The organism is Angustibacter sp. Root456, assembly GCF_001426435.1.
Lineage (GTDB): Bacteria > Actinomycetota > Actinomycetes > Actinomycetales > Angustibacteraceae > Angustibacter.
Genome location: NZ_LMER01000015.1, coordinates 417,017 through 436,552, shown reverse-complemented (window position 1 = coordinate 436,552; position 19,536 = coordinate 417,017). Strand labels below are relative to the sequence as shown.

General features: G+C 73.6%; 24 protein-coding genes. 11 read left to right on the top strand and 13 right to left on the bottom strand.

Annotated elements, in window-relative coordinates; genetic code table 11:
• Positions 1 to 28: 28 nt before the first annotated feature.
• Complete coding sequence (locus tag ASD06_RS09835; protein ID WP_056676313.1) at positions 29 to 406, bottom strand: hypothetical protein; 378 nt, start codon at positions 404 to 406, stop codon at positions 29 to 31.
• Positions 407 to 628: 222 nt separating this feature from the next.
• Here ASD06_RS09835 and ASD06_RS18515 point away from each other — a divergent pair, with 222 nt between their 5' ends.
• Together ASD06_RS18515 and ASD06_RS09825 are read left to right on the top strand one after the other, a co-directional pair.
• Complete coding sequence (locus ASD06_RS18515) at positions 629 to 1,888, top strand: DUF1524 domain-containing protein (RefSeq protein WP_082537888.1); 1,260 nt, start codon at positions 629 to 631, stop codon at positions 1,886 to 1,888.
• A 46-nt stretch (positions 1,889 to 1,934) separates the two neighbouring features.
• Entirely contained in the window at positions 1,935 to 2,351 is a 417-nt protein-coding gene (locus tag ASD06_RS09825) for a hypothetical protein (RefSeq protein ID WP_157371617.1), read from the top strand.
• 51 nt (positions 2,352 to 2,402) lie between these two features.
• On the opposite strand, the gene ASD06_RS18865 is transcribed toward ASD06_RS09825, so the two are convergent.
• The 6 genes from ASD06_RS18865 to ASD06_RS09800 form a co-directional block, all read right to left on the bottom strand.
• Entirely contained in the window at positions 2,403 to 2,549 is a 147-nt protein-coding gene (locus tag ASD06_RS18865; RefSeq protein ID WP_157371616.1) for a hypothetical protein, read from the bottom strand.
• A 111-nt stretch (positions 2,550 to 2,660) separates the two neighbouring features.
• Positions 2,661 to 3,347, bottom strand: coding sequence for an alpha/beta fold hydrolase (locus ASD06_RS09820; RefSeq protein ID WP_056676307.1), 687 nt, complete (start codon positions 3,345 to 3,347; stop codon positions 2,661 to 2,663).
• Entirely contained in the window at positions 3,344 to 4,408 is a 1,065-nt protein-coding gene (locus tag ASD06_RS09815) for an NAD-dependent epimerase/dehydratase family protein (RefSeq protein ID WP_056676304.1), read from the bottom strand. The genes ASD06_RS09820 and ASD06_RS09815 overlap by 4 nt, the downstream gene beginning before the upstream one ends.
• Positions 4,408 to 5,016 (bottom strand): DUF3618 domain-containing protein, encoded by a 609-nt coding sequence (locus ASD06_RS09810; protein WP_056676301.1) that lies wholly within the window; start codon positions 5,014 to 5,016, stop codon positions 4,408 to 4,410. Before ASD06_RS09810 ends, ASD06_RS09815 begins: the two co-directional genes overlap by 1 nt.
• Positions 5,013 to 5,372: a phage holin family protein gene (locus ASD06_RS09805; RefSeq protein ID WP_082537916.1), complete on the bottom strand. Its 360-nt coding sequence runs from the start codon at positions 5,370 to 5,372 to the stop codon at positions 5,013 to 5,015. The genes ASD06_RS09810 and ASD06_RS09805 overlap by 4 nt, the downstream gene beginning before the upstream one ends.
• Before the next feature lie 65 nt (positions 5,373 to 5,437).
• Positions 5,438 to 6,256 carry a hypothetical protein gene (locus ASD06_RS09800; protein WP_056676295.1) on the bottom strand — a complete coding sequence of 273 codons (819 nt, stop codon included), beginning with the start codon at positions 6,254 to 6,256 and terminating at the stop codon, positions 5,438 to 5,440.
• 216 nt (positions 6,257 to 6,472) lie between these two features.
• On the opposite strand from ASD06_RS09800, the gene ASD06_RS09795 reads away from it, so the two are divergent.
• The gene (locus ASD06_RS09795; protein ID WP_056676287.1) at positions 6,473 to 7,363 is read left to right on the top strand and encodes a Rieske 2Fe-2S domain-containing protein; all 891 of its coding nucleotides are present in this window, start codon (positions 6,473 to 6,475) and stop codon (positions 7,361 to 7,363) included.
• A 38-nt stretch (positions 7,364 to 7,401) separates the two neighbouring features.
• Here ASD06_RS09795 and ASD06_RS19785 read toward each other — a convergent pair whose 3' ends face one another.
• On the bottom strand, positions 7,402 to 7,530 hold the full coding sequence (locus tag ASD06_RS19785) for a hypothetical protein (protein WP_255354488.1): 129 nt from the start codon (positions 7,528 to 7,530) through the stop codon (positions 7,402 to 7,404).
• A gap of 228 nt (positions 7,531 to 7,758) precedes the next feature.
• Between ASD06_RS19785 and ASD06_RS09790 the strand changes: the two genes are divergently transcribed.
• The 3 genes from ASD06_RS09790 to ASD06_RS09780 all read left to right on the top strand — a co-directional run bounded on the left by ASD06_RS09790 (position 7,759) and on the right by ASD06_RS09780 (position 9,295).
• Entirely contained in the window at positions 7,759 to 8,025 is a 267-nt protein-coding gene (locus tag ASD06_RS09790) for a hypothetical protein (protein ID WP_056676285.1), read from the top strand.
• A gap of 179 nt (positions 8,026 to 8,204) precedes the next feature.
• The gene (locus ASD06_RS09785) at positions 8,205 to 8,546 is read left to right on the top strand and encodes an S-adenosylmethionine decarboxylase (RefSeq protein WP_056676284.1); all 342 of its coding nucleotides are present in this window, start codon (positions 8,205 to 8,207) and stop codon (positions 8,544 to 8,546) included.
• A complete protein-coding gene (locus ASD06_RS09780; RefSeq protein WP_056676283.1) occupies positions 8,546 to 9,295 on the top strand; it encodes a hypothetical protein in 750 nt (249 codons plus the stop codon). Before ASD06_RS09785 ends, ASD06_RS09780 begins: the two co-directional genes overlap by 1 nt.
• 50 nt (positions 9,296 to 9,345) lie before the next feature.
• On the opposite strand, the gene ASD06_RS09775 is transcribed toward ASD06_RS09780, so the two are convergent.
• Entirely contained in the window at positions 9,346 to 11,631 is a 2,286-nt protein-coding gene (locus ASD06_RS09775) for a bifunctional diguanylate cyclase/phosphodiesterase (protein WP_157371615.1), read from the bottom strand.
• A 209-nt stretch (positions 11,632 to 11,840) separates the two neighbouring features.
• Here ASD06_RS09775 and ASD06_RS09770 point away from each other — a divergent pair, with 209 nt between their 5' ends.
• From ASD06_RS09770 to ASD06_RS09760, 3 genes are all read left to right on the top strand, one after another.
• Positions 11,841 to 12,335 carry a universal stress protein gene (locus ASD06_RS09770; RefSeq protein WP_056676279.1) on the top strand — a complete coding sequence of 165 codons (495 nt, stop codon included), beginning with the start codon at positions 11,841 to 11,843 and terminating at the stop codon, positions 12,333 to 12,335.
• 158 nt (positions 12,336 to 12,493) lie between these two features.
• On the top strand, positions 12,494 to 12,880 hold the full coding sequence (locus tag ASD06_RS09765) for an ATP-binding protein (protein WP_162248061.1): 387 nt from the start codon (positions 12,494 to 12,496) through the stop codon (positions 12,878 to 12,880).
• A complete protein-coding gene (locus tag ASD06_RS09760) occupies positions 12,877 to 13,377 on the top strand; it encodes a hypothetical protein (protein ID WP_056676273.1) in 501 nt (166 codons plus the stop codon). The genes ASD06_RS09765 and ASD06_RS09760 overlap by 4 nt, the downstream gene beginning before the upstream one ends.
• 64 nt (positions 13,378 to 13,441) lie before the next feature.
• Here ASD06_RS09760 and ASD06_RS09755 read toward each other — a convergent pair whose 3' ends face one another.
• Positions 13,442 to 14,434, bottom strand: a complete 993-nt coding sequence (locus tag ASD06_RS09755) for a nitroreductase family protein (RefSeq protein ID WP_056676267.1) — start codon at positions 14,432 to 14,434, stop codon at positions 13,442 to 13,444.
• A 102-nt stretch (positions 14,435 to 14,536) separates the two neighbouring features.
• Positions 14,537 to 15,115, bottom strand: a complete 579-nt coding sequence (locus ASD06_RS09750; protein ID WP_082537885.1) for a DoxX family membrane protein — start codon at positions 15,113 to 15,115, stop codon at positions 14,537 to 14,539.
• 226 nt (positions 15,116 to 15,341) lie between these two features.
• Here ASD06_RS09750 and ASD06_RS09745 point away from each other — a divergent pair, with 226 nt between their 5' ends.
• Entirely contained in the window at positions 15,342 to 15,788 is a 447-nt protein-coding gene (locus ASD06_RS09745; RefSeq protein ID WP_056676263.1) for a pyridoxamine 5'-phosphate oxidase family protein, read from the top strand.
• A 19-nt stretch (positions 15,789 to 15,807) separates the two neighbouring features.
• Here the strand turns inward: ASD06_RS09745 and ASD06_RS09740 are convergent, their stop codons facing one another.
• Both ASD06_RS09740 and ASD06_RS09735 read right to left on the bottom strand, forming a co-directional pair.
• Positions 15,808 to 17,046 (bottom strand): acetyl-CoA hydrolase/transferase family protein, encoded by a 1,239-nt coding sequence (locus ASD06_RS09740; RefSeq protein WP_056676260.1) that lies wholly within the window; start codon positions 17,044 to 17,046, stop codon positions 15,808 to 15,810.
• Positions 17,046 to 17,687, bottom strand: a complete 642-nt coding sequence (locus ASD06_RS09735; RefSeq protein WP_056676258.1) for a response regulator transcription factor — start codon at positions 17,685 to 17,687, stop codon at positions 17,046 to 17,048. Before ASD06_RS09735 ends, ASD06_RS09740 begins: the two co-directional genes overlap by 1 nt.
• Before the next feature lie 102 nt (positions 17,688 to 17,789).
• Here ASD06_RS09735 and ASD06_RS09730 point away from each other — a divergent pair.
• Positions 17,790 to 19,536 (top strand): GAF domain-containing sensor histidine kinase (locus tag ASD06_RS09730; protein ID WP_157371634.1); only part of this gene is annotated, 1,747 nt, incomplete at its 3' end.

The window sequence follows — 19,536 nt, the reverse complement described above, 5'->3', positions numbered from 1 at the left end:
GACGTCGAGGATGCCCAGCGCCGCGCGGTTAGCGACGTAGGGCGTTGCCCACCTCGGAGACGACGGTGAGCACCACCGCACCCGCCCAGACGAGGGACGCGATCACCAGGGGCGCCAGCCCCCGCCGGTCTCCCGCACGGACGCACCGCAGACCGTAGATAACGCTTGCCGCGCAAGGGATACCGAGGACCAACAGCACCAGCAGCGAGGTGACGACGACCACCCAGGTCGGCGCGTCGGCGTTCTCGGGTGCGTAGCCCAGCACCGCGTAGGCGCCCTCGCCGACGGCGAAGGCGAGCATGAAGAACACGGGTGCCAGCGCGACCCCGAGCCAGGCGCGAACGAGCCAACTGCTGGGCGCGTGGTCGGTTGAGCCGGGGTGAGTGGGAGCGGGACCGGTGGTCATGACATCGCCTCCTCGGTCACCTCCAGCGTCCTGACCCCTCGGGGGCCGCACCAGAGGCCAAAGGCCCCCAAGGCGCGAGCTCTCGCGCCGGCGCTGGCGTGCATGATCACGGGAGGGGGAGGGGAGGGGGCCGGAGAGGAGGCGGGGCTCAAGGGTGGTGAGACGGCGGCCGATACCTCGGGGGCCGGGTGCGTTCGCTCGGCTGCACCGCGAGGGGGACGCATGCCGAGGTTCAACCCGCCGCCCGGCTGGCCCGCGCCTCCGGCGGGCTGGACGCCCCCGGACGGTTGGCAGCCCGACCCGTCGTGGCCGCCGGCTCCCCCCGGCTGGCCCTTCTGGGTGGACGACGCACCGGCCACCCCCCTCGCCCGGCGCCGCACGCGAGGGCGCCGCGCCGGCCTCGTCGCCGCCGCATCGGTCGGCGCCCTCGCGCTGGTGGTGGCGGCGCTGCAGGCCGCGCACGGCGAGCCCAGCGGCCCGACGTCCGCCACCAGCTCGGCCCGCTCCGTGGCGGCCGGGCCGAGCGCCGGCAACCGCTCCTCGAGCGAGCCGACGACCGCCTCGGCCACTGCGAGCGCCTCCCCGACCGCAACCACCACCGCCACCACCACGGCCACCACGACCACCACGGCCGCTCCGACGTCGAGCGCGCCACCTGTCCCCACCACCGCGCAGCCCGCGGCTCGTCCCGGCACCGCGCTGGCCGCCCTCGCGACCCTTCGGGTGGCCGGTCGCGCGCCCAAGACCGGCTACGACCGCGCGCGCTTCGGGCAGGCCTGGGCCGACGTCGACCGCAACGGCTGCGACACCCGCAACGACGTCCTGCGGCGCGACCTCACCCGCTACACGCTGAAGGCCGGCACGCACGGCTGCCTCGTGCTGAAGGGCACGCTGCACGACCCGTACACCGGCCGCACCATCAGCTTCGTCCGTGGCCAGAGCACCTCGATCGCTGTGCAGGTCGACCACGTGGTCGCGCTCTCGGACGCCTGGCAGAAGGGCGCGCAGACCTGGACCCTCGACCAGCGCACCGCCTTCGCCAACGACTCGCTCAACCTGCTCGCGGTCGACGGCCCCACGAACGCCAGCAAGGGCGACGGCGACGCCGCCACCTGGTTGCCGCCGGTGAAGTCCTACCGGTGCGCGTACGTCGCCCGGCAGGTCGCGGTGAAGAGCCGCTACGGGCTGTGGGTGACGCGCGCGGAGAAGGACGCCATGGCCCGCGTGCTCGCCCGCTGCCCCGACCAGCGACTGCCGAGCGCGCGAGCGTTCCGGCTCGGTGGTGGCACGGTCGCTGCCGCGCCGGCCACCACGACGTCGGCACCTGCGCCCAGCACGCCGTCGACGAGCGGGGGCACCGACCCGCGGTTCGGCACCTGCGAGGAGGCCAAGAGCCACGGCTACGGCCCGTACGTGCAGGGCCGCGACCCCGAGTACGACTGGTATCGCGACAGCGACCACGACGGCAGGGTGTGCGAGTAGCGCTTCTCGACCTGTAGGAACGCCGAAACCGCTCTACGATTCGTGTATGCGTACGACGATCGTGGTTGCCCTCATGATGCTGGCCCTCACCGCCTGCTCGTCCGGACCGCGCGACGCCATGCAGACCGCCGAGGCGCAGCTGAAGGACACCGTGCCCTCCGTCGTCCAGGCCCTGGCTCTCGACACGCGTGACGACTCCCACCAAGAGGTCTCGCGCGATCCTGGGCTGATCGCGCGCAGCGTGATCTACGATCGGCGAACCCGTTGCACGACAGGCGAGCCGGTGAGCTGCGGTGCGTTGCTCGAGGAGTGGCCGTCGCATCTGGCCGCCGAGAAGCGGGCGGACGCCCTGCGCGCGCAAGGGATGAAGGTCGTCGTTGCCGATCGCCTCGTCGCCCAGCTCTCGCCGCAGCTCGACGCCGGCGCTCAGCAGCAGTACGCGGCCGCGCTCCAAGCCGGCTGAGGTTTGTCAGGCTGAGGCTCGTCCGGCTGAGGCTCGTCCGGCTGAGGCTCGTCAGCTGTTGCTGGAGCCGTTACCGGGTGCCCACCACTGCTCGGGCGGCGGCGGCTCGGACTGCAGGATCTCGCGCGAGTCCGGTCCCTCGCTCGAGAGCAGGTCCATGACGAGGGTGACGGGCACGCCGTGGCTGAGCGCGGTCATGACGGGATGCGGCACAAGCAGATGATCGACCCGGCCGGGCCCTCGCTGAAGCGGCTGACCGGGCGACCCCCATCCGGCCGAACGCGGGCTGGCGCGCAGATCGACGCGTCGTCACCGCGCCCGTGCGGCGGCAGGCGCACTGACCGCGACGTCGGCGAGCTGGCCGGGGTGCGTGAAGGGGTTGTTGTGCGAGCCGGGTAGCTCGATGTCGCGCCGTCCCGAAGCCCGGATCGCCTGAGCCACCAGCACGTGGCGCCACCACCGCGGGGCCAGGGCGTCGGCGCGCCCGGCCGTGACCGTCACCGGAGCAACCACCTTCGTGATGGTCGCCTCCGGCCGGTCGGCCACCCCCGAGCGCACCAGGCGGACGACGGCCGCAGGCGCTCGGGCCAGCTCGACGATGTCGAGCAGCTCGCGCGGCGAGTCACGCCGATAGGCCCGCGGCGCTCGGAGGGCCAGCTGCCAGAGGCTGCGCTGCGTGGGCGCCACAGTGGGTCCGGCGAGCACCAGGCCGGCGAGGGGGCGGACCTGCTCGACCCACGCCGCCGCGTGCAGTGCCGCCTGCGCGCCCGTCGAGTGGCCCATCAGCACGACGTGCTCGTCATCGAGGCCGAGCACCCGTTCAGCGGCGGCGAAGCCGAGCCCCTGCACGGTGGGCTCGCAGACGAGGGGGCGCTGGCGCAGTCCCGGCAGGTCGAGCACCGTGCAGCGAGCGCCCCGCGCCCGGACGGCGGCCGCGAACCGCTGCAGGTAGCCCACGGCCCCGAGGCCGGGCACCACCACGACGTGCAGACTCACGGCAGGCGCCGCTCGCTGATTCGCCCGCGGCGCAGCCAGCGCGCCAGCTCGCTGACGACCCGTCGGGGCCGCAGCACCGGGCTGCGCCCGCTCAGCGCCTCGACCATGCCGCCCAGGGTGTCGTGCAGCACCTGCTCGGCGTCGCGGGTGGGTTGCCAGCCGAGCACCTCACGGGCTCGGCTGCAGTCCAGCAGCGGCACGCCGTACGCGAGGTCGACCCACCCGCGGTCGACGGGCTGCAGGTGCGCGTACCAGCTGGCCTGGGCCAGCAGGCTGAGGGCCTTGGCGGGCACGGGCACGATCCGTGCACCGAGCGCCTGCGCCCCCATGTCGGCGGTCACCGGGGGCTCGGCCGCCAGGTTGAACGCCCCCTCGGCCCGCCGTTCCAGCGCCCGCACGATCGCCTCGGCGACGTCGTCCGCGTGCACGACGGGGACCGTGAGCCGGCGGTCGAGCGGCAGCAGCGGCAGGTGGCGCAGCACTGCAGCAGGGACGGCCGGCGGCAGCCCGTAGCGCAGCAGCTCGCTGCCCGCCAGGGCCTGGCCGATGAGGCCCGGGCGCAGGCGCGTCACCACCGGAGCGGCCGCCTCGGTCTCGACCATGTCGAGCACGCGCTCGGCCGCCGCCTTGTGCCTGCTGTACGCCGACGTCGCGAGGCCTTGCGTCGGCCAGCTCTCCACGACGCGGGCGTCGTCGCGCTTGGCGCTGTAGGCGCCCACCGACGACATGTGCACCAGGTGCGGCACCCCGGCCTCGAGCACCGCCTGCGCCACGCGCCGCGTGCCACCCACCCCGAGCCGTTCGAGGTAGCCGACGTCGTGCGAGGGCTGGAAGCCCCAGGCGAGGTGCACCACCGCGTCTGCGCCGCGCACCGCCTCGGCGAGCACCGCCTCGCTGCGCGGCTCGCTCAGGTCGGCGCTCAGCCACCGGGCGCGGTCGTACGGCGCGACCGGTGGCGGTGGCCGTCGGGCCACCGCCACCAGGTCGTGCTCGGACGTCGCCAGCCGGCGCAGCAGCGCCGTCCCTACGTTGCCGCTCGCTCCGGTGACGACGAGCCGCATCAGCTCTGCGCGCTGTCGCGCACCGTGTGCTGGGCGTCCTGGGCCTGGTCGCGGACGTCCACCGCGGCCGACTGGCCCTCCTGCCTGACCGTCGCTGCGGCGTCCTGAGCCGTGTGCTTCACCGACTCGACGGCGTCCTGCGCCGGCTCCTTCAGCTGCTGAGCGGCGTCCTTGGCCACCGAGGTGACCTCGTGCGTCAGCGGCTCTGCCTTCTCCTTCACCGCCGCCGCGGCGTGCGTCTCGCGCTCCGAGGCCGGCAGCAGCGCGGCCACCAGCAGACCGGCGCCGAAGGCCACCAGCCCGGCCGCCAGGGGACTGCCCTGGGTCTTGGACCGGGCGGCGTCGGGCACGTGGCTCGCGCGGTCACCGACGGACGACGCGGCGTCGCCGACGCTCGACGCCGCCGACCCGGCGGAGTCGCCGACGCTGGACGCCGACCCCATCACCTTGTCTCGCACGCCACCCACGGCGGTGGTCACCTTGCCGACCTGCCGGCGCGCGACGTTGCGCGGGTTGACGGTGTCGGCCAGCGCGTCGACGTCGCTGCTGAGCTCGCTGCGGGTGCGCTCGATCTCGGCGCGGATCTGCTCAGGGTTCTGCGTGGTCATCGCTGCTCCTCGTGCGGCTTGAGTGCTGGGGGGATCTCCTTGACGGTCTGCGCGGTGCGCGGCAGGCCGTTGACGGACGACACCTGCTTCTTGCCGAGCAGGCCGAGCGCGGCGGCCACGACGGCCCACACGACGGTGACGACGAGCGCCGACCAGCCGCGGCCGATGGCGTTACCGAGGCCCCACCACACGGCGACGGACAGGAACACCAGCGCCAGCTGGGCCGCCTCGGCGGCGCCGACGAGCATCCCGGCGCCCTTGCCAGCGCGAGTCGCCGACTCCTTCGCCTCCGCCTTGGCCAGCTCGACCTCCTGGCGGACGAGCTGCGAGAGGTCCTTGCTGACCTCGCCGAACATCTCGCCGAGCGAGGGGCGCTCGGCATCCGGGCTCGCGGCAGCGGCCCGGGTCTCAGGCGACACGCTCACGGCCGACCTCCCGTGTCCGAACCACCCGACGCGTCACCGGCGCCACCTGACGGCAGGGCCGGCGGGATCACGTCGGTGGGCGGAGGGGTCGTCGGCGCCGGCGTCCCGTACGTCGGTGGGACCGGCGTCACGGGGGTCGTCGGGGTGCTGGTGGCCGGCATCGAGGCCGGCACCGAGGTGGCAGGCATCGAGGTGGTCGCCGAGCCGGTCGACGCCGGGTCGTTGGCGGGCGACGAGTCGGCGGCGTCGGACTGCAGCCCGCGTCCGAGCCGACCGGCCAGCACGCCTGCGCCGGCGGCGATCGCGAGGAACGCCATCGGCCGCTGCCGGGCGAAACCGCGTACCTCGTCGAGCAGCTGGCCGGGCTCGCGGTCGTCCAGCCACTGCGCGACCGAGCTGACGCGCTCGGCGGCCTGGTGGGCGAGGTCGCTGGCGACGCCCTGCTGGTCGGAGCCGTCGGCCATCGAGCGCAGCTCGTCGCCGATCGAGCGCAGGCCCTCGGCGGCGCGCTGCTGCTGCTCGCCGGCCTGGTGCTGCAGCTGCGAGCGTCCCTCGTGGAGCAGGTCGCGAGCCTGGCGGCGGGCCTCGCCAGCCACCTCACCGGCCTGGTCGCGGGCGGTGCCGGCGACGCTGGAGGCCGCGTCGACGGTGGCGTCCTTGACACCCGCCGCCTGGTCCCTGGCGACGTCCTTCGTGGAGTCAGTCGTGGAGTCAGTGGTGGAGTTGATCGTGGTGTAGCTGTCGGTGACGGTGAGGTCGGAGCCCGACGGAGGCGAGGTCGTCGCTCCACCGGGGGCCGAGTGGGCCGGCGTCACAGCAGGTCCCTGAGTCATCTGGGGGTCCCTTCTCGGGGGTGGTCTGGGGAATGGTGGTGAGGGGATCGAGGCGCTACCCCTCCACTACCCCCGCCCCAAGTTGGCAAACCTCTGACGCGAAACGGCTTGGGTCGGCATGCTCGTCGGCGCAGCGGGTAGGTGCCGGGCAGAGCCGCCGCACCCCGTGAGCCCGACCCGCACCCCGCAAGGAGACCGATGAGCTCGTCGAACCCCGCCCCACGCTCACTGACGCCGCTGTGGGACCTGCCCGTGCGCTGGACGGCGCTCGACGCCGTGGCGACGACCGCCAAGGAGACCGTCAACCGCGTCATCGGGCGCGGCCGCGTGGCCGACGTCCTGCACGGCCGCTGGCTCGGTCACCCCGCGCATCCCGCGCTGGCCCAGGTGCCGGTGGGCGCCGCTCTCGGCGCCGCGACCCTCGACCTCGTGGCCCTCGCCACCGGTGACCGCACCCTGCGCCGCGGGGCTCGCCTGCTCACGGCGGTGGCCACGGCGAGCGCGGCCCCGACCGCGCTCGCCGGGTGGGCCGATTTCGCCGACCTGCATCCCGAGCAGCAGCGCGTCGCTCTGGTGCACGCGGCGGGCAACCTCACGGCCGTCGCGGCGTGGTCGGTCTCGCTCGCGCGCCGGGGTCCGGGCTGGGCGCTCGCGGGGACGGCGGTCGCCGGGCTGGCCGCCGGGCTCGGCGGGCACCTCTCCCAGCGCTGGGCCGCCGGGGCCAACCACGCCGAGCACGTGCCGCACCTCGCGCCCGAGGGCTGGCACCGGCTCGGCACGGCCGACGAGCTGTCCGACGGGAGCCCGCACCGCGTGCTTCTCGGCGCCGAGCCGGTCGTGGTGGTGCGCTCGGCCGACGGCCTGCACGCGCTGTCGGCCACGTGCTCGCACCTGTCGGCGCCACTCGACGAGGGTGAGGTCGAGCCGGTGCGCGGCACCGAGTGCATCGTCTGCCCCTGGCACGGCAGCGCCTTCGCGCTGGACGGCGGGCAGGTCGTCCGCGGGCCGGCCACCGCGCCGCAGCCGGTCGTCGACCTCGACGTCCGCGACGGCGTGGTGTTCGGGAAGGTCCGCCAGCCCGGGCAGTGAGCGGGCCGCCTTCCGACGCCACGCCGCGCGCTCGTCGGTCAGGCCGGTGGCACCACCGGCAGGTCGACGCCGGTCGCGTCGGCGTCGGTGTGGTCGCTGTCGCCGTACCCGTCGGCCGCCACGTCCGGCGGTCGGGTGCTGTGCGGTTCGCGGTGCTGCGTGGTCATGGGCGTTGACTCCTCGCCACCCCGGCCCGTGGGCCCTGACATGAGTCCTCCTGGTCGTCGCCGGTGGCTCCGGCGCTCCCCGAGACCTCCAGGGTTCCCACCTGACGCCGGCCCAAACCCCGACGGCGTGAAAGCGACGTGAAGATCGACTTGACGCACGGCGCGTCCGTGCCACGGTGGTGGTGCCTCAAGCAGCGCGGGCTCCGACCTCGCTGAAGGGCACCCACCATGGCGCACCCGACCATCGACCACGAACCCAGCGTGACGCCGCAGGCGTCGGTGCGAGAGCTCATCGCCGAGCTCGCGCGGGTCGAGGACGCCGTGCGGGTGCTACCGACGTACGTCGACGGCGAGGCCGGCCCCCGGCTGAACCCCGAGCTGCTCGTGATGATCGACCGCGAGCGAGAGATCGTCGCGCGGCTGCGGCGCATCGACCTGCGCGATGCCGCGGCTGAGCGCGTCGTCCGGGAGCGCGAGGCCACCGCCGGGGGATAGCCGACGGCGACGCGAAGGGCACGAACCGGGCGGCGACTGCGCTGCGTAGTTCGCGATGAGCCCTGCGTGAACGATGAGGTGTCGTCTGGCGCAAGGCTTGGCGCACCGCCCGTCACACCTGCCACGATCGCGACATCGCCCCTGGCACTCGGCCGGGGGCTGCGTGATGCGGAGCCGACGTGCACGACCTCGCCCCCGAGATCCACCGTCAGCGCCTCGTCGTCGAGGGGCTGTGCCGTGAGCCCATCGACGCCGAGTCGATCAAGACCTATTTGTCGCAGCTGTCGAAGACCATCGACATGGTCGCCCTGATGGAGCCCGCCACCCACCAGTCGCCGCTGTACGGCTGGGCCGGGTGGATCCACTGGGAGACCTCCGGTGCGCACTTCTACGCCTGGGACCAGCCCCGGCTGTTCTTCAGCGTCGACATCTACGCCTGCAAGCCGTTCTCGGTCGACGACGTCGTCGAGTACACGCGCGCGTTCTTCGACAGCCCGCACGTCGAGTTCAAGGCCTTCTGATGGCGGTGCCGAACGAGCAGCTGTACATGCACTTCGACGTGCGCGGACACCTGCTCGACTCCGCCCTGGAGTGCGAGGCCGAGGTGTTCTGGAAGTGGTTCGGCAACACCCGGGAGGAGCTCGACGTCGAGTACGGGCCGTACGAGCCCGACTCGGTGTTCCTCGCGATCGCCGACGCCGCCGACCAGGTCGTGGCCGCCGTCCGGCTCATCGCGCCCGGGCCGTCGGGGTTCAAGACCCTCGCCGACGTCGGGCGTGACCCGTGGAACGTCGACGGGCTGCGCTCGGCGGCGGCCGTGGGCATGGACCTGACCACCACGTGGGAGGTCGGGACGCTCGGGGTGCGCTCGGACTACGCCCGGTCGGGCACCCGGCTGTCGCTCGCGCTCTACCACGGGCTGATGACCATCGCCCGGGTCAACCACATGTCGTCGTTCGTCGCGATCCTCGACGAGCGGGTGCGGCGGCTGCTGGCGTCGGTGGGCATCATCACCCGGCCGTTGCCGGGCACGCGCACGGCGGAGTACCTCGGCTCACCGTCGAGCACGCCGGTGTACGCGCACTTCACGCCCCTGCTGGAGAACCAGCGCCGCGAGTTCCCGGACGCGCACCGGCTCGTGACGCTCGGCATCGGGCTCGACGGCATCGTCGTCCCGCCGCCGTCGGCGTTCGTGCGCCGGTCGGCGTCCGAGCTCATCGACCTCGTGGCGCTCGAGCCCGCCGTCCCGCTGGGCCTGCCCGTCTCCTGACGCTCAGCCCCTACGTGCACTTCGGCTCCGAAGGGCACGGGGTGGTCGGCTCAGGCGACGGACGGCGTGGTGCCGGCCGACGTCGACCGGCCCGCTCCGGTGGCCCACCGCCGCAGCCACGGTCCGACCTGCTCCGGCGGCATGGGCGCCGCGATGTGGTATCCCTGCAGCACGTCGACCTTCATCGCGACGAGCTCTGTGGCCGTCTGCTCGTCCTCGACGCCCTCGGCCACCACCCGCAGCCCCATGGCGTGGGCCATCTGCGTCGTGGTCTGCACGATGAGCCGGGTGCGGTGGTCGGCCGTCAGCGCCGACACGAAGCTGCGGTCGATCTTGAGCTCCTGCACCGGCAGGTCGCGCAGGTAGGCCAGCGACGAGAAGCCCGTCCCGTAGTCGTCGATCGACGCCTGCACCTCGTGCTCGCGCAGGTCGTACAGCGCGTCGCGCGCCCGCTCGGGATCGGAGAGGAACGAGTCCTCGGTGACCTCGATGAGCACGCTGTCGCCGGGGAGGTCGGCCTCGGCCAGCTCCTCGTACAGCCGCGGCAGCAGCTGACCGCCCAGCAGCTCCGGCGGCGCGCAGTTCATGGCGACCCGGAAGTCGTAGCCGGCGTCGACGAACGCTCGTGTGTCGGAGACGACCATGCGCATCACGGCGTCCGACAGCGCTGGCATGAGCCCCGCGCGACGGGCTTCGGACAAGAACAGCATCGGCGAGAGCAGCCCCTCGCGCGGGTGCTGCCAGCGCACGAGCGCCTCCATGGCCGTCACGCGCCGGCTCACGGCGTCGACCTGCGGCTGGTACCACAGCACGAGCTCGTTGCTGGCGATCGCGTGGCGCAGCTCCTCGCCGCGGCGCAGCCGCTGGCGCGAGTAGCCGTCCTGTGCCGTGTCGTAGAGCAACGCGCCCGAGCGAGACTCCTTCGCCTCGTACATCGCGACGTCGGCCCGGCGCAGCAGGTCGGTGGCGCTCGCGTCATCCTGACCGGCCACCGTGATGCCGATCGAGGCGCCGATGGCGAGGTCGAGGTTGTCGATGTGCAGCGGCGCCATGAGCACCTCGCGCACGCGCCGAGCGGTCTCGAGCAGCTCCAGGTCGTCGTCGGTCAGAGACAGCAGGGCGAACTCGTCGCCGCCGAGCCGGGCCACGACGACGTCGGACGGCAAGGCATCGCGCATGCGGCGCGCCACCGCGATCAGCACCTCGTCGCCCGTGCCGTGCCCGAGGCTGTCGTTGATGTCCTTGAAACCGTCGAGATCGAGCAGCATGAAGCCGAACGCTCGGCGCTCGCGCAGCGACTCGTCGGCGCTCGCCAGCACCGCACGACGGTTCGGTAGCCCGGTGAGCTCGTCGGTGAGTGACAGGCGCAGCGCCTCAGCGGCCCCCCGCGCCTCGCGCAGGGCCAGCACCATCCGCGCCCCCGCGCCCACCAGCGTGATGATCGCCGGCACCGTGACGACCCACCCGATCGTGCCGCCCGGGTGCACCACCAGCACCAGCAGCCCCACACCCGCTGCGACGACGAGCGTGCGCGTGCGCAGCTGACCGCTGCCCTGGCCGACCGCCTGCCGAGGCGGCGTGCACGCCGCACCCACCAGGACGGCGAAGCTGACGCCCCAGAGGATGTCGAGGAGCACGTTCGTGGAGTAGGTGTCCTGCTTGAGCGAGACCAGGAAGCTGCTGTCGGCCACCGCCAGCCCGAGGAACGCCAGCGCCAGCGCGGCCGTGCGCCCCGTGCGCTCGCGTTGGCGCAGCAGCAGCTGCGCCAGCACGATCGTCCCGAGCACGAGGTCGATCAGCGGATAGAGGATCGCGAGCAGCAGCGCCAGGCCGCCGCGCTCGAAGGTGAGCGCCAGGGGCGAGAGCACCGCGAAGGCCGAGACGCACGCGGCGGCTCCGCACACCACGGCGGCCTCGAGCCAGACCGACAGCGCCGGCAGCCGCCGCCCGGCGACGTCCAGCAGCAGGAAGGCGGCCATACCGAGGTACGACAGGAGGTACAGCGCCTCGCCTGGCGCCGGGAACCGCACGAGCTCGACGGCCTGGCTGGCGCCGACCGTCGCCGCGCCCGCGGCCCACAGCCCGACGCCAGCGGTGAGGAACAGCAGGGCCAAGCGACGGGCCGGGTGGAGCGCCGCGGCGAACAGCAGCCGGATCACCTGGAGGGCGAAGAAGGCGAGCAGGGTGACGACGAGCGCGTAGCGGATCGGTGCGCCGTCGTCGGGGCCGGGCAGCACCAGCGAGGAGGCGGCCCCCAGCGCCGCCACCACCCAGGCAGCACGACCCAGCCGGCGCACCCACTGTGCACCCGGCTGACCCTGACCGCGCCGTGTCACTGACCGTCCTCCACCCGTCGCCGAGATGACCCCCGATGGTCCCCACCTGCGGCCGACGTCGGTGTCGCCCTCCCGGTGATCTTCGGTGGCTGCGCCGTACGGCTTGAGCCGAGGCCCCCGAAGCGTTGCAGGGACCGTTGCAGGGACCTTCGGCTCTGCCTGGTGCGGCGGAGCGCGGCGAGCATGGGGCGCGTCGGGAGGTGCTGACAATGAACGAGACACGCGACGTGATCGTCGTCGGCGTCGACGGGTCGCCCGGGAGCGCCCGCGCGCTGGAGTGGGCCATGCAGGAAGCGCAGCGACGCGGGTGGGGCGTCGAGGTGATCACCGCCTACGGCCACGGAGCGCCCGAGGGCAACCTGGGTGAGACCGCGGTGGCGCGGGCGGCACGCGAGGACGCCGAGGCCACGCAGGCCCGGCAGGTCAGCGAGGTGGCCGAGCCCTACCGCGACTCGGTGACCGTGGCGAGCGAGGTCGTGTTCGGCTCCGCCGTCGAGCGGCTGTCGGAGGCCTCGCGCCACGCCGGGCTCCTCGTGGTCGGCAGTCACGGCTACAGCCGGCTGCGCGAGGTGCTCGTCGGCTCGACCGCCGCCGGCTGCATCCGCCGGGCCGACTGCCCGGTCGTCGTCCTGCCGTCGCCGCAGGTGCCGGTGCCGGAGCAGGCCGTCGCCCGCCCACAGTTCGAGATGGGGCCGATGTACTGACCGCGCTGGGGTGGCGGGTTCGGCGGGGACTGGTTCACTGGTGCTGAGGCGATCACCGCGACACGACGGTGGTGCCGGAGCGCGCGGGACGTCCGGAGGTCGTAGGCTGCTCCCGATCGGTTGGCGGGCGACAAGGAAACGGGGTACCGGTGCGTGCGGTGATCAGCCTTCCCGCGCACCCCAGCAGCACGCGCGACGCACGCCGGTTCGTGCGTGACACCCTGCACCAGTGGCGTCTGGACGGGCTCAGCCCCGAGGCCGAGCTGCTGGCCAGCGAGCTGGTCACGAACGTCGTCCTGCACGCCGGTACGCCGTTCGAGGTGACGCTCGTGCGTGACGACAGCCTGCCGCTGCGCGTGGAGGTGCGTGACGGCAGCCGCCGCGCCCCCCGCCGCCACCGGTACTCCGAGGAGGCCGCCACCGGGCGCGGTCTCATGCTCGTCGAGAGCCTCGCGCTGCGGCACGGCGTCGAGATCGACGACGACGGCAAGCTGGTGTGGTTCGAGCTCGCCGCTGACGACGAGGACGGGGAGGCGGTGTCGTGAGCGACGCCCAGCCCGAGGTGCTCGAGGTGCACCTCGTCGACTACCCGCTCGACCTGTACCTGCGGGCGCAGGAGCACGCCGACGACCTCATCCGCGAGCTCACCCTCATCGCCAACTCGCCCGCCGTCGAGTCCGGTCACAGCGACCTGCCCGCGCGCCTGCTCGTGCTCGTCGACCAGCTGACGCACCAGTACGCCGGGGTGTCGGACGACGTCGAGAAGCAGCGCGACGCCGCCCTCGACCGGGGCGAGACCAGCATCGACCTGACCTACCGCGTGCCCCGTGAGATCGCCGACGCCGTGCGGCACCTGGGTGACATCTTCGACGAGGCCGACGAGTACTGCCGCCAGGGCGAGCACCTGCTCACCCTCGCGACCCCGGCGGACGCCCTGGCCTACCGGCACTGGCTGCTGGAGGAGTTCGTCGCGCAGATCGAGGACGGCCGCGCGCCCATGCCCTGGTCGCGGTCGCCGTACGCGCAGGCGCTGCAGCACTGAGACGAGCGCTGAGACGCCGGGCCCTGCCTGAGCGTGTCCCCTTCGGCTGTGGACGCAACCTCAGTCAGAGCCACAGCGCCGACAGCGGACGCCGCGGCGTCGGCGGGACGTCGACCAGCGGGTAGCCCAGTCGCAGCACCAGCTGCAGCTCGCCGGGCACCCCGAGGACGGCGGCCGCCTGGTCGCGCGTCTCGGGCCACTGAGTCGCCTGGTCGGCGAACGTCACGGCCAGGTCGCGGGCCGCGGCATCCAGCCACAGCCGCTCCAGGGCCATGCCGGCCACCAGCCAGTCGCGCCGGGTGTCGCCGCGGGTGGTGATCGCGATGATCGTGCTCAGCTCGAGCTCGTCCTCCACCGGCACCTCGTCGAGCTCCTCGGCGTCCCAGCCGTCGTGGACGATGCTGTCGGCGGGGTAGGGCGTCGTGCCGAGCGAGGCCACCGGGATGCCGTCGGTGTGCTCCTGCGGGTCGCCCGGGTGGCGCACCCACCGGTCGACCTCCGCGAGGTGGTCGGTGTCGCGCAGCTGGTGGGTCACGGCCCGGCGCAGCAGCACGCCGAGCCGGCGCCGCGCGGGCGCGTCAGGCACGACCGGGCGGGCCCCCTCGCCGACCACGGCCTCGCAGAGGGCCTCGACGTCGTCCGCTGCGAGCTCGCGGCGCTGGTGCAAGCGCCGGTGGGCCCGCCGCCTCGCGATCGCGGCGTACCGGCGCAGGTCGGTGTCACCCGGAGCCGCCGGACGCCCCGCGCGCACGGTGGCGAGCAGGGCGGGGCGCCCGGCGTCCGGCAGGAGCTGGACGACGGGCTGCACGCCGGCGTGAGCCAGCGCCACGGCGGCGTTCGCCACCGCGGCGGCGCACGACATGGTGCGCTGGCGTCCGCGGGGGTCGAGCGAGGGCAGGGCGCGGTCGGCGTCCTCGTGGATCGCCAGGCCGTCGGGCAGCGGCTCGAACCGCCACGGCTGGGAGTTGTGGACGGACGGCGCCAACCGAGCCGCCTCGACCATGGCGAGCGTGACCTCGCTGACCTCGGGGTGGTCGGTGCCGGTCGCGGTGCTCATCGTGAGCCTCCGGGTAGGGGTGAGCCAGGCAGCGGCCGGTTCGCCGGCCCCTGCCTGGCTGCTGACCCGCGGTGTGGCGACCGCGGGGTCGTGCGGGTGCGGCTACTTCAGGAAGCTGAAGCGCTTGACGATGCCGAGCCGCTCCCAGGAGCTGCCGAGCCCGAGCGTGTGCCCGGCACCGGCGATCGCGAGGGCGACGAGGACGAGGGCGTAGATGATGTGGTCGTCCATGAACAGGTTGTTCGCCGGCGGCAGGACCGCGGTCCACATGAGCACCAGGAGCAGGGCCCCGGCGGTGGCGGCGAGCCGCATGGCCACGCCGGCGACGAGCGCGACACCGATGCCGGCCAGGCCGATCATGAACAGCCAGTCGGCCCAGGCCGCGCCGGCGATGTTGTTGTACATGCCCTTGAACGGGCCGGCCGCGCCGAACTTCAGGAAGCCGTTCGTCGGGCTGCCGCCGTTGATCCAGGCGGCCTTGCTCTCGGTCTCGTGGCCGAGGCCGAACATCTTGTCGAGGAAGGCCCACAGGAAGACCCAGCCGAGGCTCAGCCGGATCGCGGCGGTGACGTAGCGGAACGCCGTGCTGTGGGCGGCGACGGCCGGCTCGTCGTGCAGGACGACGTCCAGGTCGTGCGACCGCTGAGCGGGTAGTCGGCGTTGCGAGGAGATGGCGGTCATGGTGTCCCTCCGTAGGACGCACGCACCGTGCGGTGCGGGTACTGCAGTTCTTCTGTGACACCGTCACCGTCCCGCGACCGGTGCCGTCCGGTGAGGGGCGGATGTCCCGATCGCGGCGGACCAAGGTCCCGGGTGCCTGCCGGGCCGGCTGGTCGCGTGGGCGCCGGTGCGCAGGTGGGGACCTTCGGCCCTAAGTGGGTCGCTCGCGGTTGCCGATGATCGGGGCATGGATCTGCTGGAGAACATGTCGTTCGACGAGTGCCTGCACGCGCTCGCCGCCAAGCGCGTCGGGCGCATCGCGCTCACCCATCGCGCGCTGCCGGTCGTGTTCCCGGTGAACTACGTGCTCGACGGGCACAGCGTCTTGCTGCGCACCGCGCCCGGCACCGCCCTGGCCGCCGCACGCGACGAGGTCGTCGTCGCCTTCGAGGTCGATGACATCGACGAGCAGCGGCAGTCCGGCTGGAGCGTCCTGGTGACCGGCTTCATGCGCGAGCTCACCGACGTCGACGACGTGCTGCGCGCGGACGGTCTGGGCCTGGCGAGCTGGACCGGCGACGAGCGCGGCCACTACGTGCGCATCACGCCCGCTCGCGTCACCGGACGCCGGATCCGCCCGCCGGCGCTCGTCGGCCCGAGCGCGCAAGACCGCACCGCGCACGTCGTCGCCTGAGCCCGGCCCCCTCTGGGCGTCAGGTCAGGCCGAGGGCCCGGGCCTCCTCGCGCAGCTCGTCGCGGACGTCCGGGTGCGCCACCTGCTCGATGATCTGCCGCGCCTGCTCGCACTGGTCGGCGCCCCAGATCTGGGCCCGCCCCTGCTCGCTGATGATCGAGCTGTGCTGGAACGACGTCACCGGCTCGTCAACGAGCGCCACGACGGTCGAGCAGTTCGCTCGCGGGTGCCACGAGCGCAGCGCGATCACGGCCTGCCCGCCCGGTGAGTGCATCGCCCCGACGATGAAGTCGGTCTGGCCCCCGAAGCCCGAGTAGATGCGCGCGTTGATGCGCGAGGCGTTGGCCTGGGCGAACAGGTCGACCTGCAGGGCGGAGTTGATCGACGTCATCGCCGGCTGCTGCGCGATCAGCGCGGGGGCGTTCGTGCGCTCGGTGCGCAGCATCGTCAGCCGCGGGTTGTCGTGCGCCCACGCGTACAGCTCGTCGGAGCCGAAGAGGAAGGACGCCACGACCGGGTGCTCGGGGTCGAGGGCCCCGGCTCGCTCGAGCCCGAGGACGCCGTCGCTGAACGTCTCGGTCCACACCCGCAGCCCGCGGCGCTGGGTGAGGGCGTGCAGGGTGGCGTCCGGGACGGCGCCGATGCCGGTCTGCAAAGTGGCGCCGTCACCGACGAGGGCGGCCACCCGCGCCCCGATCGCCAGCGCGTCGTCGTCCGGCGGCACGGCGTGGCCGGCGCTGAGCGGCTGATCGACCTCGACGCCGAGATCGACCAGGTCGGTCGAGAGCACGGCGTCGCCAGACGTCCACGGCATGGCGGGGTTGAGCTGGGCGACGACGAGCCCCCCGCGCGCTCGCACCGCCTCCACGGCTGCGGGCAGCACGTTGACCTCGACGCCCAGCGACACCTGGCCGTCGCGCGGGGCCGTGGTGTGCAGCAGGACGACGTCGGGCGGCACCGTCGCCCCGAACAGCCGCGGCACCAGCGACAGCCGCGACGGCAGGTAGCGCAGCCGGGGGCTGCGGCGCATGCCCGCGCCGACGAACGGCGTCTCGAGCACCACGCCGTCGCGGTCAGGCACGCCCGGCTGGGCGTTGAGCACGAACAGGCGGTAACGCTCGACGGCGCGGTCGAACGCCGCGAGCAGCGGCCACGGCGTCGCGTGGTTGCCACTCACGACGACGCGCGGGCCCTCGGGTTCGCTCGCAGCGAGTCCTTCGAGGTGCCCGGCCAGGCCCTCGACGTCGACGACGCGCATCAGTGCTTGTCGTCCATGCGCGCGGCGAACACCGCCGCCTGCGTCCGGCGCTGCATGCCGAGCTTCGCCAGCACGCTGGTCACGTAGTTCTTCACCGTCTTCTCGGCGAGCGAGAGGTGCTCGGCGATCTCGCGGTTCGACATGCCCTCGGCGATGCAGTCGAGGATGCGCCGCTCCTGGCCGGTGAGGCCGGCCAGGCGCGGGTCCTGCTGCGGGCCGGTGCGCAGGCGCGTGAGCACCTGCGTCGTGACCGCCGGGTCGAGCAGCGACTGCCCGGCCGCCACCCGTCGGACGCCGTCGACCAGCTCGCTGCTGCGCACCTGCTTGAGCACGTAGCCGGCGGCGCCCGCCATGATCGCGGCGAACAGCGCCTCGTCGTCGTCGTAGGACGTCAGGATCAGCGCCTTGATCGTCGGGTCGATCGAGCGGACGTCGCGGCACACGTCGATCCCGCTGCCGTCAGGCAGGCGGGCGTCGAGGATCGCGACGTCGGGCCGCAGGGCCGGGATGCGCCGGCGCGCCTGCTCGGCCTCACCGGACTCGCCGACGACCTCGATGTCGTCCTCGCGCTCCAGCAGCTCGCGCAGCCCGCGCCGGACGATCTCGTGGTCGTCGAGCAGGAAGACCCTGATCGCAGCCATGGGGTCACCCTACGGCGATCGGGCCCCGCGCGGAGGGGTTGCGAGCAGGACCAAGGTCCCGAGGGCGCTGCTGCGCGGCCTGCGGCGTCGTACGATCGGTGCATGACGTCGCCGGCCGGGGAGCGCCGCCAGTCTGGTTCGCTCGAACCACGGTTCGGCCCCACGCTGTCGACGTTGGACCTGGACGACCTTTTGCTCGAGCTGCGCGACCGCGCGGGCCTCGCGCAGGAGGCGCAGCGCCGCCTCGCCGCGCTGCTGGACGCCGTGGTCGCCGTCACCGCCGACCTCGACCTGCCCACCGTGCTCTCGACGATCGTCCAGACCGCTTGCCAGCTCTCGGGTGCGCGGTACGGGGCGCTGGGGGTGCTGTCGCCCGAACGCGATTACCTCAGCCAGTTCATCACCTACGGCATCGACGAGCAGACCCGCGCCAAGATCGGGCCGCTGCCCACCGGCCACGGCGTGCTCGGTCTGCTGCTGATCGAGAACCCGCAGCCCCTGCGGCTGCACGACATCGCCCACCACCCGGCGTCCGTGGGGTTCCCCGAGCACCACCCGCCCATGCACAACTTCCTCGGCGTGCCGCTGCGCACGCGTGAGGCGGTCTTCGGCAACCTCTACCTCGCTGAGAAGCACGACGCGAACGGCGAGCGCCGCGACTTCACGCAGGACGACGAGGAGGTCGTCGAGGCGCTCGCCGCCGCGGCCGGCGTCGCCGTCGAGAACGCCCAGCTCTACGAGCGCACGCGCAGCCGCGAGACCTGGCTCGAGGCAGCCGGGGCGTCCAGCCAGCGTCTGGTCGCTGACGGCGGCACCGCGGCCGCGCTGCAGCAGGTGGCGCACGCGGCGCGCGGTGCGGGGGACGCCGACCTGGTCGTCCTGGCGCTCACCGGGGCTGCGCCCGTCGGGCAGGAGGTGGGCGAGACGGGCGTCCAGGCCGACGAGGACGTGCAGATGCGGATCGGCGCGCAGTCGTCGGACGTGCCGGTCGCCGTGCCCAGCCACGTCAAGGTGGGCCAGGTGTTCGGGCCGGACGTCGGCTCGCTGCCCGTGTGGGTCGACCCCGCCCTCGACGGGGTGCTGGAGGCCGGTGCCTGGCGGCGGGTGCTCGCGGCACCCATGTGGTCGGGCGAGACCTTCATGGGCGCGCTGATCCTGGCCTGGCGTGAGGACCGGCGGTTGTCGGCCGACGGCATCGGTCCGGTCGGGGTCTTCGCCGACCGCGTCGCCATGGCGCTCGACGTCGCGTCCAGCCAGGCCTACCGCGCCCGCCTCGCCGTGCTCGAGGACCGCGATCGCATCGCCCGCGACCTGCACGACCTGGTGATCCAGCGGCTGTTCGCCGTCGGCCTGTCGGTGCAGTCCGCTGAGGCCGACGCCGTGCGGCCCGAGGTGATCGACCGGCTGCGGCGCGCCGTCGACGACCTCGACGACACCATCAAGGACGTGCGCCGGACGATCTTCCAGCTGCACTCGCCGACCGGTCAGGACCTGCGCAACCAGCTGGACGACGTCGTGGCCGCCGCGCGCCGGGGGCTGGGCTTCGCGCCCCGGCTGGTCATCGAGGGGCCCGTGATCGCCGTCCCTCCGACCGTCGCGGCCGACGTCGTGGCCGTCGTGCGCGAGCTGCTGTCGAACGCCGCGCGGCACGCCCAGGCCGCGCACGTCGAGGTGCGCCTGCGGGTCGGCAGCGAGGTCGACGTCGTCGTCCGCGACGACGGCAACGGCCTCGACCCGGGCCAGGCGCGGCGCAGCGGCCTGGCCAACCTCACCGAACGGGCCAAGACCCACGGCGGCACGCTCGAGGTCGAGGCCGCGCAACCACAGGGCACCCAGGTGCACTGGCGCG

Coding starts and splice junctions, on each gene's coding strand:
- ASD06_RS09835 (WP_056676313.1), bottom strand. CDS start 406: ATGACCACCGGTCCCGCTCCCACTCACCCCGGCTCAACCGACCACGCG.
- ASD06_RS18515 (WP_082537888.1), top strand. CDS start 629: ATGCCGAGGTTCAACCCGCCGCCCGGCTGGCCCGCGCCTCCGGCGGGC.
- ASD06_RS09825 (WP_157371617.1), top strand. CDS start 1,935: ATGCGTACGACGATCGTGGTTGCCCTCATGATGCTGGCCCTCACCGCC.
- ASD06_RS18865 (WP_157371616.1), bottom strand. CDS start 2,549: ATGACCGCGCTCAGCCACGGCGTGCCCGTCACCCTCGTCATGGACCTG.
- ASD06_RS09815 (WP_056676304.1), bottom strand. CDS start 4,408: ATGCGGCTCGTCGTCACCGGAGCGAGCGGCAACGTAGGGACGGCGCTG.
- ASD06_RS09810 (WP_056676301.1), bottom strand. CDS start 5,016: ATGACCACGCAGAACCCTGAGCAGATCCGCGCCGAGATCGAGCGCACC.
- ASD06_RS09805 (WP_082537916.1), bottom strand. CDS start 5,372: ATGTTCGGCGAGGTCAGCAAGGACCTCTCGCAGCTCGTCCGCCAGGAG.
- ASD06_RS09795 (WP_056676287.1), top strand. CDS start 6,473: ATGAGCTCGTCGAACCCCGCCCCACGCTCACTGACGCCGCTGTGGGAC.
- ASD06_RS19785 (WP_255354488.1), bottom strand. CDS start 7,530: ATGACCACGCAGCACCGCGAACCGCACAGCACCCGACCGCCGGACGTG.
- ASD06_RS09790 (WP_056676285.1), top strand. CDS start 7,759: ATGGCGCACCCGACCATCGACCACGAACCCAGCGTGACGCCGCAGGCG.
- ASD06_RS09780 (WP_056676283.1), top strand. CDS start 8,546: ATGGCGGTGCCGAACGAGCAGCTGTACATGCACTTCGACGTGCGCGGA.
- ASD06_RS09770 (WP_056676279.1), top strand. CDS start 11,841: ATGAACGAGACACGCGACGTGATCGTCGTCGGCGTCGACGGGTCGCCC.
- ASD06_RS09755 (WP_056676267.1), bottom strand. CDS start 14,434: ATGAGCACCGCGACCGGCACCGACCACCCCGAGGTCAGCGAGGTCACG.
- ASD06_RS09750 (WP_082537885.1), bottom strand. CDS start 15,115: ATGACCGCCATCTCCTCGCAACGCCGACTACCCGCTCAGCGGTCGCAC.
- ASD06_RS09745 (WP_056676263.1), top strand. CDS start 15,342: ATGGATCTGCTGGAGAACATGTCGTTCGACGAGTGCCTGCACGCGCTC.
- ASD06_RS09740 (WP_056676260.1), bottom strand. CDS start 17,046: ATGCGCGTCGTCGACGTCGAGGGCCTGGCCGGGCACCTCGAAGGACTC.
- ASD06_RS09735 (WP_056676258.1), bottom strand. CDS start 17,687: ATGGCTGCGATCAGGGTCTTCCTGCTCGACGACCACGAGATCGTCCGG.